At 48.1% G+C, this 12673-nt stretch carries 13 protein-coding genes; 8 read left to right on the forward strand and 5 right to left on the reverse strand.

The window, feature by feature from the left end; all coding sequences use genetic code 11:
- Position 1 precedes the first annotated feature (1 nt).
- The 3 genes from mobA to ICV32_RS02535 are packed head-to-tail and all read right to left on the reverse strand — an operon-like array spanning position 2 to position 4321.
- Entirely contained in the window at positions 2-607 is a 606-nt protein-coding gene (mobA, locus tag ICV32_RS02525; protein ID WP_215371665.1) for a molybdenum cofactor guanylyltransferase MobA, read from the reverse strand.
- Between the two features lie 9 nt (positions 608-616).
- The gene (moaA, locus tag ICV32_RS02530) at positions 617-1732 is read right to left on the reverse strand and encodes a GTP 3',8-cyclase MoaA (protein WP_215371667.1); all 1116 of its coding nucleotides are present in this window, start codon (positions 1730-1732) and stop codon (positions 617-619) included.
- Between the two features lie 24 nt (positions 1733-1756).
- Complete coding sequence (locus ICV32_RS02535) at positions 1757-4321, reverse strand: Rne/Rng family ribonuclease (RefSeq protein ID WP_215371669.1); 2565 nt, start codon at positions 4319-4321, stop codon at positions 1757-1759.
- Positions 4322-4708: 387 nt separating this feature from the next.
- Here ICV32_RS02535 and ICV32_RS02540 point away from each other — a divergent pair, with 387 nt between their 5' ends.
- Genes ICV32_RS02540 through ICV32_RS02550 form a run of 3 tightly spaced genes read left to right on the forward strand, consistent with a single transcriptional unit; the run spans position 4709 to position 7432 of the window.
- Positions 4709-5764, forward strand: coding sequence for an RluA family pseudouridine synthase (locus ICV32_RS02540; protein WP_215371671.1), 1056 nt, complete (start codon positions 4709-4711; stop codon positions 5762-5764).
- Positions 5761-6468, forward strand: a complete 708-nt coding sequence (locus tag ICV32_RS02545; protein ID WP_256437867.1) for an HAD-IA family hydrolase — start codon at positions 5761-5763, stop codon at positions 6466-6468. The genes ICV32_RS02540 and ICV32_RS02545 overlap by 4 nt, the downstream gene beginning before the upstream one ends.
- A gap of 4 nt (positions 6469-6472) precedes the next feature.
- Positions 6473-7432, forward strand: coding sequence for a S49 family peptidase (locus tag ICV32_RS02550; protein ID WP_215371675.1), 960 nt, complete (start codon positions 6473-6475; stop codon positions 7430-7432).
- Here ICV32_RS02550 and ICV32_RS02555 read toward each other — a convergent pair.
- Entirely contained in the window at positions 7429-8193 is a 765-nt protein-coding gene (locus ICV32_RS02555) for an SAM-dependent methyltransferase (RefSeq protein WP_215371677.1), read from the reverse strand. The two genes, ICV32_RS02550 and ICV32_RS02555, sit on opposite strands and share 4 nt — an antisense overlap.
- 4 nt (positions 8194-8197) lie before the next feature.
- Complete coding sequence (locus ICV32_RS02560) at positions 8198-8794, reverse strand: Maf family nucleotide pyrophosphatase (protein WP_215371679.1); 597 nt, start codon at positions 8792-8794, stop codon at positions 8198-8200.
- 130 nt (positions 8795-8924) lie between these two features.
- On the opposite strand from ICV32_RS02560, the gene ICV32_RS02565 reads away from it, so the two are divergent.
- From ICV32_RS02565 to fabD, 5 genes are all read left to right on the forward strand, one after another.
- A complete protein-coding gene (locus ICV32_RS02565; RefSeq protein ID WP_215371680.1) occupies positions 8925-9389 on the forward strand; it encodes a YceD family protein in 465 nt (154 codons plus the stop codon).
- A 73-nt stretch (positions 9390-9462) separates the two neighbouring features.
- A complete protein-coding gene (rpmF, locus tag ICV32_RS02570; protein WP_108507995.1) occupies positions 9463-9642 on the forward strand; it encodes a 50S ribosomal protein L32 in 180 nt (59 codons plus the stop codon).
- A 72-nt stretch (positions 9643-9714) separates the two neighbouring features.
- Positions 9715-10725 carry a phosphate acyltransferase PlsX gene (gene plsX / locus ICV32_RS02575; protein WP_215371682.1) on the forward strand — a complete coding sequence of 337 codons (1011 nt, stop codon included), beginning with the start codon at positions 9715-9717 and terminating at the stop codon, positions 10723-10725.
- A gap of 2 nt (positions 10726-10727) precedes the next feature.
- Positions 10728-11714 carry a beta-ketoacyl-ACP synthase III gene (locus ICV32_RS02580; RefSeq protein WP_215372504.1) on the forward strand — a complete coding sequence of 329 codons (987 nt, stop codon included), beginning with the start codon at positions 10728-10730 and terminating at the stop codon, positions 11712-11714.
- A gap of 15 nt (positions 11715-11729) precedes the next feature.
- A complete protein-coding gene (fabD, locus tag ICV32_RS02585; protein WP_215371684.1) occupies positions 11730-12668 on the forward strand; it encodes an ACP S-malonyltransferase in 939 nt (312 codons plus the stop codon).
- Positions 12669-12673 lie beyond the last annotated feature (5 nt).

Consider the following 12673-nt stretch of genomic DNA (forward strand, 5'->3'; position numbering starts at 1 on the left):
TTTAATTGGTAAATTTTTCGAGTTGAGCAAGTTCGTCCGGGGTATTGGCATTGGCAAACGCAGATTCATTTTGAAAGACAGTTGTACATGCATTCTGAGATGCAAACCACCGATCAATCTTGCGTTGCCCATCGGCTAGAAATTGTTCCAAGGAATCAACTACCTCTCGCTTCATCAGGCAAAAGACCGGTTGCGCCCAAATCTTCCCCGATAGATCTTGGCTCGATGCATATGCAATATGAGACCCTTGCTTCTTAAGGGTATGGGCAAGCACTTCCACTAAATCGGTTGGGAACAACGGAGAATCGCAGGGCGCGGTCATCAAATAAGGCGTATTGCACGCCTTTAGGCCTGCCAGATAGCCTGCCAATGGGCCCGCATAGTCTTGATTTTCATCGGTTACGATAGGGTAGCCATATTGTGAATAGACTGTCTGATTGCGATTAGCATTAATTACTAAATTTGCGACTTGTGGACCAAGGCGATTGATCGCATGTTCGATTAAGGGTTTGCCTTGAAACGGTATAAGTCCCTTATCGATTCCACCCATTCGTAAGGCGCGACCACCTGCAAGCAGTAGGCCGGTGATTTCGGAACGCGCAATCATCCGCAGACCTTAACCACCAATATAGGACATTTCAACTTTACGTTGTTTGCGTTCTAAATCTTTCGTGTGCAGGTGTCTGATTTCCGAGTAGCGATCTTCACGGTTTGACCAGGTTTGCATCACTGCGTTTGCAATTTCAAGATCGGAGCGACCGGATCGAATGAGGGTTTTGAAATCAAACCCTTCGGTCGCAAATAAACATAAGAATAGCTGACCATCAGTCGACAGGCGGGCACGCGAACATTCATGACAGAACGCTTGAGTAACGCTGGATATCACACCAATTTCGCCGGCGCCATCCTGATAACGCCAGCGTTGAGCGACTTCGCCGCTGTAGTTTGGGTCGAGTTGCTCAAGTGGGAACTCTTCGGAAATTTTGGCAATGACTTCGGCGGATGGCAAAACTTGATCAAGATTCCAGCCATTCGAGGAGCCAACATCCATGAATTCAATGAAACGAAGGGTTATACCGCGATTTCGGAAATACTTTGCCATGGGCAAGATCTCGTGATCATTCACTCCTTTTTTGACCACCATATTGACTTTAATTCCCTGAAAGCCCACCTTTTGGGCTGCCTCAATTCCATCGAGCACATCACGCACTGGATAGTCGACGTCATTCATGGCTTTGAAGACGACATCATCAAGCGCATCTAAGCTAACTGTCAGTCGTTGCAAACCCGCCTCTTTTAAGAGCGCTGCTTTTTTACTCAAAAGACTGCCATTGGTCGTTAAAGTTAAGTCCAGCATCTGATTTTGTGGCGTTCGAATCTTGGCCAGCATGGAAATTAAGGTCTCTAGATTCTTGCGAAGTAATGGTTCGCCGCCCGTTAAGCGAATCTTTTCAACACCGAGAGAGACAAAAATGGTGGTTAAGCGATGAATCTCTTCAAAACTTAATAATTCAGATTGCGCGAGATACGGGTAATTCTGATCGAATACCTCTTTGGGCATGCAGTAGGTACACCGAAAATTACACCGATCGGTAACGGAGATGCGTAGATCACGCAATGGGCGTTGACGACGATCAAGGGTACGACCGTGGACCGCACTTAGGGTGTTTGGGATCAACGGCAAAGGACCCCCGGGGGTCTCTTTGCGTATTGGAATGACAGGCTTCACCATAATTCACATTATGGCCTTAAACGACTAAACCGTTTTATCGATGGTTTTTTCTTGTCCGCCCGTCTCAACGAGCACCATCGGGCCAGTTGGAAGGCTAGCAGGAGATTTAGGTACTCGCGGAACACGGGGCGCTGGGCTTTCTGCCTGAATCTGGGTTTGAACTTCTGCCAATTTCGATTGATCTGTTCCCACCCAAACCATCCCTGCTCCTTGTACAACATCCTTTAATGGCTCTTCAGCTAGGGGTGTGAATGCAACTCTAGGTAGCTCAGGTAGGGAGGGTGCAGCAACTGCCTCAAGATTGATGGTGGGCGCTGCAAAGGTTTCAATAACTGGCGTAGCTATTTCTTCGCGCCGTTCCCTTCGTTGATTGGGGCGCCGCCCCCCGGTTGACTCTCGAAAGGTGCTCACAATGCGAGTCAAAGGCACACTGGCGGAGCGACCACCGAGGCCCATCGGAAAGCCTGGATTGGATTCTGAATTCGTTGCCGAGCCACTGGTTTCATGGCGTTCGGCTCGTTCGCCACGGTTACGACCTCGACCTCGACGGTTGCGACCACGGCGGCGTTCATCTCCGGAGCCTTCAGATTCATCATTTGCACCCACCACTTGTGGTGCCGCGTTAGCAATTTCTACTTTCTCTTGATTATTTTGTCGTTCACCACGGTTACGATTTCGACCCTCTGGGCGCGGTGGGCGATTTGCTGCGGCTTCAGTCGGCTCAATTGTTTTCTCAATTCGCTCAGACGAGTCAACGCGTTGATTGCGCTCATTGCGATTACGACCCCTGTTGCGATTGCGATCGCCATTACGCCCCCGATAATCAGAACGCGGATTTGGTCTGGTCTCTGGGGCTGCCGGTGGATTACTCGATGAAAATAATTTTTTGATAAACCCTAAGAACCCACCCGATTCGGAAGCGGATGAATTCGATTTGGAATCACGGACTGGACGCGGTGATGCTGCGGGTGCCGGTTGACTGGGGGTGATACCTTTGACTGCTGCCTCGGGACGAGCTCGTACTTCTTCATTTTTGCGGCCGATGACAGCATCCGTTTCCAGTTCGCGTGAGGCTTCTTCCACCATGACATAGCTAAGTTTTTGCTCATCTAGGCGCGGATCATCATGGCGAAGGCGTTCTAGTTTGTAATGAGGGGTCTCAAGATGCTTATTGGGGATCATCAAAATATGGACCTTAAAGCGGGTCTCAATCTTGATTACTTCAGCACGTTTTTCATTAAGCAAGAAGGCAACAACTTCAACGGGTACTTGGCAGTGAATTGCAGCCGTATTCTCCTTCATGGCCTCTTCCTGAATAATTCGCAAGACTTGTAGCGCGGAAGATTCAGTATCGCGAATATGGCCCGTTCCATTGCATCGTGGGCACGTAACGTGACTACCTTCTGATAGAGCTGGACGCAAACGCTGACGCGAGAGCTCCATCAAACCAAACTTAGAAATCTTACCCATTTGTACGCGGGCGCGATCATGGCGTAAGGCATCGCGTAAGCGATTTTCAACATCCCGTTGACTCTTTGATGACTCCATATCAATGAAGTCAATCACGATCAAGCCACCAAGGTCACGAAGGCGCATTTGCCTTGCAATTTCATCGGCCGCCTCGAGATTGGTTCGGGTTGCAGTCTCTTCAATATCCGATCCACGCGTTGCGCGTGCTGAGTTCACATCTACAGATACTAAGGCCTCCGTGTGATCGATTACGATTGCACCGCCAGATGGTAGTGGAACCGTTCTGGAATAGGCTGTTTCAATTTGATGCTCAATTTGGAAGCGTGAGAAGAGGGGCACATCATCCTGATAGCGCTTCACCCGAGGCAAGTTATCTGGCATTACCACTGACATAAATGCCTGAGCTTGCTCATAAATGTCATCGGTATCAATCAGAATCTCGCCAATATCAGGCTGGAAGTAATCGCGAATGGCGCGGATCACAAGACTCGACTCTAAATAAATGAGTAAGGGCGCGGAGTTCCCCTTGGCTGCTTCATCAATCGCTTTCCACAATTGCATGAGGTAATTGAGATCCCACTGCAGTTCAGTAGCATCTCGACCGATACCTGCAGTTCTAGCAATAATGCTCATTCCATCGGGTACTTCAAGTTGCGCCATGGCTTCACGTAACTCTTGGCGATCTTCGCCTTCAATGCGGCGCGAAACACCACCTCCGCGCGGATTGTTTGGCATTAACACTAAATAACGACCTGCCAGGGAAATAAAAGAGGTGAGGGCAGCGCCTTTTTGACCGCGTTCTTCCTTTTCGACCTGAACAATGATTTCTTGACCTTCGCGTAAAGCATCCTTGATGGAGGCATTGCGGACATCAATACCATCCTTAAAGTAGGTTCTAGCTACTTCCTTAAAGGGTAAAAAACCGTGTCGCTCCTCACCATAGTTAACGAAGCAGGCTTCTAGGGATGGCTCGATTCGGGTAATGACACCTTTATAAATATTGCCTTTACGCTGTTCACGCCCGGCAGTCTCAATATCGATATCGATTAATTTTTGACCATCAACGATGGCAACTCGCAACTCTTCTTGTTGCGTTGCATTGAATAACATGCGCTTCATAACACTCTCCTAAACAGGAGGCGGACTTGAGCGACGCGAAGTGGATGACTGGCAAGCTCTGAGGAAAAACCCAGAGTGCTAAAGTGAGACAAACAAAATTCCTAAAAAGGAAAAATACCAATTAGATTGGCTTAGGTCTCACATGAACGCTCGCCACAGAGATCTCCTTTAGTTCTCAATGTAGGCGCTCGTTTAAAAAACGGTCATCTGCTTTCGGGGGTCGCGGCAAATATCACGCCAACCCTTGCGCCTCATTAAAACGGGAGAGGAGCAACCCCGGGAGTCTATTCATGGGCGACTCCAAGCTCCGGAATTCAAATTCTTAGTCATCAATGACTTAGAGCCTTGATTATAGGGCACAAAACGGTCGACAATGGGAATGATCCAATGAATAAAACCACGACTCCCCCCTCAAAGCCACGGAATACTGGCAAGGAAGCCCCTAAAACTAAGGTTTTGGCAGCTATTTTGGAAACTGTCGGTCCTGATTTTGCTGGTCAACGACTTGATAATTACTTACTTCGATGGGCTAAAGGGGTCCCAAAAAGCCATATTTACCGAATTATTCGCTCGGGCGAAGTGCGGATCAATAAAAAGAGGGCGCTGCCAAGCTCACGCTTAGTTGAGGGCGATGTCGTTCGTCTACCCCCTACCCGCTTAGCCGAACCAAAGAAATTAGACCGCGTAATTTCGGAGGCTCAGGCCAAAACCCTAGCAACGGATATCCCTATTTTGTTTGAGGACGAGTATTTACTGGTGATTGATAAACCCTCAGGACTCGCAGTGCATGGTGGCTCGGGCGTTCAGTTAGGTGCCATCGAGTTATTTCGTAAGGCAAGGCCAGAGAATGCATTTTTGGAACTGGTTCATCGCTTAGACCGAGATACTTCTGGAATCTTGATCATGGCAAAAAAGCGCAGCGCTTTGCTGGAAATGCATCGACAGATTCGGGAGGGGTTAACCGATAAACGCTATCGATTAATTGCCCATGGAGCAATGGATGCAATCACTGGAACGAAGCAGTTAAAGTTTCCCCTGCTGAAATATGTATTAGAGAACGGTGAGCGTCGGGTTCGCGTTGATCCAAAAGGTCAGCCAAGTCACACCAATATTCGGGTAACCGAGATTGTTCAGCATGACAGCACCAGCTTTACCTTGGTCGAAGCCCAGCTCAAAACCGGGCGAACCCATCAAATTCGTGTGCATTTACAAAAAATTGGACATCCAATATTGGGCGACGATAAATATGGATTGGAATCGGGCGATAAACATTTGAAGGTTAAGCACCTTTTTCTCCATGCACATTTTGCAGTCTTTTCGCATCCCAAAACTTCAGAGAAAATACGAATTGAAACTAATCTGCCAAAACGATTTCATGATTTTCTCGCGCAATGGGACAGTCGTTTTTTGGCTCAAACCTTACAACCGAAAGAAATCGATTGAAGACAAGTGAACGTCGCTATGAGTTAATCGTATGGGATTGGGATGGCACAATTATGGATTCCACGCCAACGATTGTTCAGTGCATTCAGCAAGCCTGTCGAGATCTTGATTTTCCAGTCCCCGAGGACTCAATTGCGAGTTATGTGATCGGTTTGGGAATCCATGACTCCTTACGGCGTGTGGTGCCGACGATTGACCCTAAGCATTTTCCAACGCTTGTTGAGCGCTTTCGTTATCACTATTTGGCAAAAGATCATGAGTTGGATCTTTTTCAGGGTATGCGCGACCTACTTGAAAACTTAAGAAATCAAGGTTTTATGTTGGGGGTAGCAACTGGTAAGCCTCGGCGGGGACTCGATCGATCATTGGGTCATCATCGGTTAGAACATGTATTTCATGGCACCCGAACTGCAGATGAATCCTTCGCTAAGCCTCACCCAGGCATGTTATTGGACTTGTCGGATCGTCTTGGGGTCCCAGTGCGCAAAATGCTCATGATTGGGGATACCACGCACGATCTTCAAATGGCGCAGGCGGCTGGTGTTGATGCTATCGCGGTTACGTATGGCGCTCATCCAGCGGATGCATTACGGTCAGCAAATTCTTTGGCTTGCTTAGATAATGTAGAGGTTTTAGGAAATTGGTTAATGCAAAATTTGTATCAAACTTCCCAAGTTCCTGCTGAATCAAGTGAAGCGAGTTAAGTTTATGAATCAAAATCCTGAGTCGTCCAATGCAAATGCGCAATGGGAGCGAAGCGCACTCGAGCATTTGCTTCTCGAAAACTTAAAAGAAAATCGAAAGGCCAGACGTTGGCGAGCCATTCTACGCATTCTGACCTTAATTGTTTTGGTGGGGTTAATTACACAAATTTTTGATCTCGGTTTACCTGGAAGCGGAAGCAGTGGCAAACATACTGCACTTGTTAGTATTGAAGGGGAAATCTCACCTAATTCGGTTGCAAATGCATTGGATATTAATTCAGCATTAAGTGCTGCATTTGAAAGCAAAGAGGCTACCGGGGTAGTGCTTCGTATCAATAGTCCAGGGGGCTCTCCCGTGCAAGCCGGCATGATTAATGATGAGATAAAACGGTTGCGTGGTTTACATCCCGACAAGCCCTTTTATGTTGTAGTTGAAGATGTGTGTGCCTCTGGTGGGTATTACGTGGCGGTCGCTGGAGACAAGATTTTGGTCGACAAAGCTAGCATCGTCGGTTCGATAGGGGTCATCATGGGCGGCTTTGGGTTTACTGGACTCATGGATAAGATGGGGATCTCGCGACGCTTGATCACAGCGGGCTCAGATAAGGGTATGTTAGATCCGTTTTCAAAAGAAAACCCGAAGCAAGTCGAGATGGTCAAAAAAATGCTCGATGAAATCCATCAGCAATTTATTACTGTTGTGAAAGAGGGTCGTGGGGAGCGCTTAAAGAATGACCCCGATATTTTTTCGGGTCGCGTTTGGAATGGTGAGCAGGCAGTGCAATTGGGGTTAGTCGATGGCTATGGAACGGTCGATTCCGTCGCACGTGATATTTTAAAAACCCCCGATGTGGTGGAGTACACCTTAAAAGAGAACTTTGCTGAGCGCGTTGCTAAGCGATTTGGAGCGGAAACGGGCGCGGCGATCAGTAAAGCCTTAACGCGAAGTGCGGAAATGCGTTAAGCAAGCATTAGATAAATAGTCGGTTTGTTTTTGACTAACTCAGAGATGGCGTCTGGTTTGCTATATCGCTTGCGCCATGACTCGATTGATCCTGTCCACACCCATTCACTCTTTAGTGTGAGATCGATCGCTAAACAGAGTTGAGTTTGTGCCGATAGCGAATCCAAGCAGCTTTGTAGCATTGCGCTGTTTCGATAGGGGGTCTCAATCCAAATTTGGGTCTCACCATGACGTCTCGAGGTCTCCTCTAGCTCTTTTAACTTTTTTGAGCGCTGCGCTGTGTCGACAGGAAGATAGCCGTTGAATCGAAAGAATTGACCATTGAGTCCGCTTGCCATGAGTCCTAGCAAGATCGAGCTGGGGCCTACTAATGGGATGACTTTGGCTCCCCACTGATGTGCGACTTGGACGATCTCTGCCCCAGGGTCAGCCACCCCTGGGACACCTGCCTCTGACAATAGGCCCATATCGTGCCCCGCTCGAAGTGGGGCAAGCAATTCCTCAGGCTTAAGACTTAAGGCATGTTTGCGGTCTGGGCCGCGCCACTCTTGCATGACCATGTCTTGTAAGGAATGGTGAAGTGACTCGATTTCATGAACGGCATTTAAAAATGCGCGACTCGTCTTTGCATCTTCCACAATCCAGTATTTAAGCTTAGCAATCTGGCGCAGGTTCTCAACAGGGATTACATGAGGGAGTTGTGTAACCCGATTATCACTACCCAAGGTATTGGGCACTAAGTACAAGTTACCAATTTGCATGCAATTAAGAATTTTGAGAATCTGTTAAAGGAATGCCCGCTTGATGAAATAGGCTTGTCAGGGCAATCAAAGGTAAGCCAATCAGTGCGGTTGGGTCCTCACTTTCAATTTTTTCTAGCAGAATGATCCCCATCCCTTCCGATTTGGCGCTACCAGCACAATCATAGGGTTTTTCAAGTCGTAGGTATTGATCTAAAACTTGCTCGGGCAGATTACGAAATTGAACAGTGGTTGGGACATGGATTGTTTGGCAAAAATTCTGACCGATCAGGCAAAGCGATGTATGAAAAACAACCACTTGACCTTGCATTTGCTTAAGTTGCGCTAGGGCGGCCGCATGCGTGCCTGGTTTGCCAATGATGCGGCCACTCAAATCGGCGCTTTGATCAGAGCCGATTACCCAAGCAGTTGGATGTAATACAGCGATCGCCTGTGCTTTTGCTTGCGCAAGTCGCAGCGTGAGCTCTTTGGGACTCTCGCCAGGTAGTGGAGATTCGTCAAGATTAGGCGCAAGCGTTACAAATGGCAGCCCGAGTCTTTGGAGTAGCTGTTTTCGGTAAGGCGAACTTGAGGCGAGAATGAGGTTAAAAGTCGGTAACATTAATGACGAAGTGATGTTTGATAATGTCAATTATTTGAATGAATTACAAATCGCTGATCGGATGACACACAATTCGCCTTACCCCATCCAAACTCTGGAAATCAGCCCTAGTTCATTGCTTAGAGTCGATATGTTAGCGCCTGTCTCCTATGAAGGCGAGGGATTTATCCAGCTTGCTAATTTTCCGAGACTTTCAGCAGAGGCTGCCTCAGTAAATCCAGAGGATGGATTTGATTGCCAAATTCTTAGCTGGCACCAGGACGATCGGCCCTTAATGGGGGTAAAGATTCGGGGGCGAATGGCAATTGCCTGTCAACGGTGTCTAGACCCCCTCGGTTTGGAGCTCGAGATCCATAAGACCTATGTTTTTTTGAAAACGGAGGGTGAGGCAGATGAATTCCCCCTTGATCGAGATGATGAGGAGGCAATGGTCGCCTCAATCCACTTTAATTTGCTTGAAGCGATTGAAGATGAGATTTTGCTAGAACTGCCTCATGCCCCAAAACACCCGGTCGGTCAGTGCCAATTGAGGTCATTGGAGGCGGACTTGGAAAAGCCAAATCCCTTTAAGATATTGAAAAACCTCAAGAAATAATCATCGTTTTGTTGAGGAATGCGGGTTTTCACCACTTTCTATGCTAGAATTGCGCCTTGCTTAGGAGTTCATTATGGCCGTCCAACAGAATAAAAAATCCCCTTCGAAACGTGGCATGCACCGTGCGCACGACTTTTTGACTGCGCCTGCAATTGCAGTAGAGTCCACTACCGGTGAGGCTCATTTGCGTCACCACGTATCCCCCAATGGCTACTACCGTGGTCGTAAAGTCGTCAAAACCAAGAACGACTAATTCCATATTGTTTGATCGAAGCGGCTCAGGCCGCTTTTTTCTTAGACACAATCGACGTTTCATACACATTCAATGAGTGTCACTCTAGCGGTTGATGCTATGGGCGGGGATTTTGGGGTGGAAATCACTATCCCCGCTTGCTGCGATTTTCTGCAAGATCACCCCGATACCAAGGTTATTGCAATTGGATCTGCCCAAGCGATTGAGCAATCGATTCGTAACTGCAATCCAAATTTACTGGACCGCTTTCAGATTATGGGCGCCTCCGAAATTGTCTTGATGGATGACCCCATTGAGATTGCCTTGCGTCGTAAAAAAGATTCTTCCATGCGTGTCGCTATTGAGCAGGTGCGTGATGGCAAAGCCGATGCCGTAATTTCTGCCGGTAATACGGGTGCATTAATGGCAATCTCTCGGTATATCTTAAAAACCTTGGACGGCATTGATCGCCCCGCGATTGCGACTGCGATACCGAATGAGTTGGGCAAGGGTACGACCGTGCTTGATCTTGGAGCAAATGCCGACTGTGAGCCAATCCACCTTGTGCAATTTGCGCAGATGGCTGATGTGATGTTACGGGTTGTCAATGGTAATCCCAAACCTTCCATTGGCCTTCTCAATATCGGCGAAGAAGTGATTAAAGGTAATGAGGTTGTGAAACAAACAGCGGAGCTATTGCGCCAAAGCCAATTGCATTTTTATGGCAATGTTGAAGGGAACGATATCTTTAAAGGAACCACAGATATCGTAGTTTGTGATGGCTTCGTTGGTAATGTTGTTTTAAAAGCCAGCGAAGGCTTGGCAAAAATGATGAGCGGGATGATCCGCGAAGAATTTAATCGATCCTTGTTAACCAAATTAATGGGCCTAGCTGCTTTGTTACCATTAAAGAGAGTACGCCAGCGAGTGGATCATCGTCGCTACAACGGCGCTGTTCTTTTAGGCCTGAAGGGGTGCGTAATTAAAAGCCACGGTTCGGCGGATCGTTTTGCCTTTAAGGTATCGCTTGAGCGTGCATATGATGCCGCCAAGAATCGGATGGTCGAGAAGATTGCTGAGTCATTCACGTTGAGGTCTGCATGAGTATGAGTCGATTTGCTCGGATTGCAGGGACCGGTAGTTACTTACCCGAATTAAGGCTAAGTAATCAAGACTTGGTTGACCGTTTGGCTAAAGAGGGCGTTGAGTCTAGTGATGATTGGATTAAAACCCGCAGCGGTATCTCGGCGAGGCATTTTGCTGCTGCTGATCAGTTGACCAGTGATTTGGCGGTCAAGGCAGCTCAACTTGCCATCATGGAAGCGCAATGGAATGCCGCTGATATTGAGTTAATTATTTTGGCAACCTCCACACCCGATCACCTCGGTGGTTTTCCAAGCACTGCATGTGTGATTCAGGACAAACTGGGTCTCACCAACGGTTGTGCTGCTTTTGATGTGCAGGCGGTATGTGCTGGGTTCTCGTATGCCTTGAGCACCGCAGATGCGTTTATTCGTGCTGGCATGTATCAAAAGATCTTAGTTATTGGGGCCGAAGTATTCTCTCGAATCCTTGACTTCAAAGACCGCGGTACGTGCGTCTTGTTTGGAGATGGTGCGGGCGCAGTTGCGCTTGAGGCCTCCGATCAGGCCGGAATTTTGGCGAGTGCTTTACATGCTGATGGCAGTCAACGTGACATCTTGTGCATTCCCGGGCGAGCAAGCTGCGGTGGAATTGAAGGTATTCCTTTTTTACATATGGATGGCCAAGCCGTCTTTAAATTAGCGGTTAAGGTGTTAGAACAGGTTGCCCACGAGGTTTTGCAAAAGGCCAATATGCAGCCTGAGCAAATTGACTGGCTTGTTCCGCACCAAGCTAATATTCGGATTATGGAAGGAACTGCACGCAAAATGGGAATGTCCATGGACCGAGTGATTGTTACCGTTAATGAGCATGGCAACACTTCTGCAGCCTCCATTCCCTTGGCGCTTGACCATGGTATCCGATCGGGTCAAATTAAGCGCGGTCAACACATCCTTCTTGAGGGTGTTGGCGGTGGCTTTGCTTGGGGCGCTGTGGTGTTGCGTTATTAATGAGAAAAAATTGATATGACATTTGCATTTGTATTCCCAGGACAAGGCTCACAATCGGTGGGTATGCTCAACTCGTTAGCTTCGCGAACGGAAGTTCATGCCACCTTGCAAGAGGCATCCGATGCCCTGGGTGAGAACATTAGTAAGTTAATTGCAGAGGGACCTGCTGAGGCCTTAGCTTTAACCACGAACACCCAGCCAGTGATGCTTACTGCGGGCGTTGCCTGTTATCGAGCCTGGTTGGCCTCTGGTGGACCGAAACCTAGCATGGTTGCAGGGCACAGCCTAGGAGAGTATTCAGCCTTAGTTGCTGCAGGCGTGATTCGTTTTAAAGATGCGCTCCCTTTGGTACGATTTCGGGCACAAGCCATGCAATCAGCAGTGCCAGTCGGCACAGGTGGCATGGCTGCAATCTTGGGACTTGATGATCAGCAGGTGATCGAAGTTTGCGCTCTCGCCAGCAAGGAGAGTGGAAAGGTCGTTGAGGCTGTTAATTTCAATGCCCCAGGTCAAATTGTGATTGCCGGTGCTACTGAGGCAGTTAGCAAGGCTTGCGAGCTTCTCAAAGCCGCTGGCGCAAAGCGTGCCTTGCCGCTTCCAGTCTCAGCCCCATTTCACTCCTCGCTCCTGCAGCCTGCATCGGAAAAACTCAAGGCCTATTTAGAGAGCATTGAATTTCATCCACCTTGTATCCCGGTCATCAACAATGTGGACGTCACGGTTTTGGATAATCGAGATCTAATTAAAGATGCATTAGTTCGTCAAGCGGCTAAGCCGGTTCGCTGGCAAGAGACAATTCGTGCGATGGCCGATCGCGGAGTCACACGGGTTGTGGAGTGCGGCCCTGGCAAAGTGTTAGCAGGATTGACAAAACGGATTGATGATCGACTTCAGGGAATGGCGATTATCGATGACTCAAGCTTGATGGATGCATTGCAACAGTTAAAAACCTAATCGAA

Origin of the sequence: Polynucleobacter sp. MWH-UH24A, from assembly GCF_018687475.1 — a bacterium.
In the GTDB taxonomy this organism is placed as follows: Bacteria; Pseudomonadota; Gammaproteobacteria; order Burkholderiales; family Burkholderiaceae; genus Polynucleobacter.

Coding starts and splice junctions, on each gene's coding strand:
- mobA (WP_215371665.1), bottom strand. CDS start 607: ATGATTGCGCGTTCCGAAATCACCGGCCTACTGCTTGCAGGTGGTCGC.
- moaA (WP_215371667.1), bottom strand. CDS start 1,732: ATGGTGAAGCCTGTCATTCCAATACGCAAAGAGACCCCCGGGGGTCCT.
- ICV32_RS02535 (WP_215371669.1), bottom strand. CDS start 4,321: ATGAAGCGCATGTTATTCAATGCAACGCAACAAGAAGAGTTGCGAGTT.
- ICV32_RS02540 (WP_215371671.1), top strand. CDS start 4,709: ATGAATAAAACCACGACTCCCCCCTCAAAGCCACGGAATACTGGCAAG.
- ICV32_RS02550 (WP_215371675.1), top strand. CDS start 6,473: ATGAATCAAAATCCTGAGTCGTCCAATGCAAATGCGCAATGGGAGCGA.
- ICV32_RS02555 (WP_215371677.1), bottom strand. CDS start 8,193: ATGCAAATTGGTAACTTGTACTTAGTGCCCAATACCTTGGGTAGTGAT.
- ICV32_RS02560 (WP_215371679.1), bottom strand. CDS start 8,794: ATGTTACCGACTTTTAACCTCATTCTCGCCTCAAGTTCGCCTTACCGA.
- ICV32_RS02565 (WP_215371680.1), top strand. CDS start 8,925: ATGTTAGCGCCTGTCTCCTATGAAGGCGAGGGATTTATCCAGCTTGCT.
- rpmF (WP_108507995.1), top strand. CDS start 9,463: ATGGCCGTCCAACAGAATAAAAAATCCCCTTCGAAACGTGGCATGCAC.
- plsX (WP_215371682.1), top strand. CDS start 9,715: ATGAGTGTCACTCTAGCGGTTGATGCTATGGGCGGGGATTTTGGGGTG.
- ICV32_RS02580 (WP_215372504.1), top strand. CDS start 10,728: ATGAGTCGATTTGCTCGGATTGCAGGGACCGGTAGTTACTTACCCGAA.
- fabD (WP_215371684.1), top strand. CDS start 11,730: ATGACATTTGCATTTGTATTCCCAGGACAAGGCTCACAATCGGTGGGT.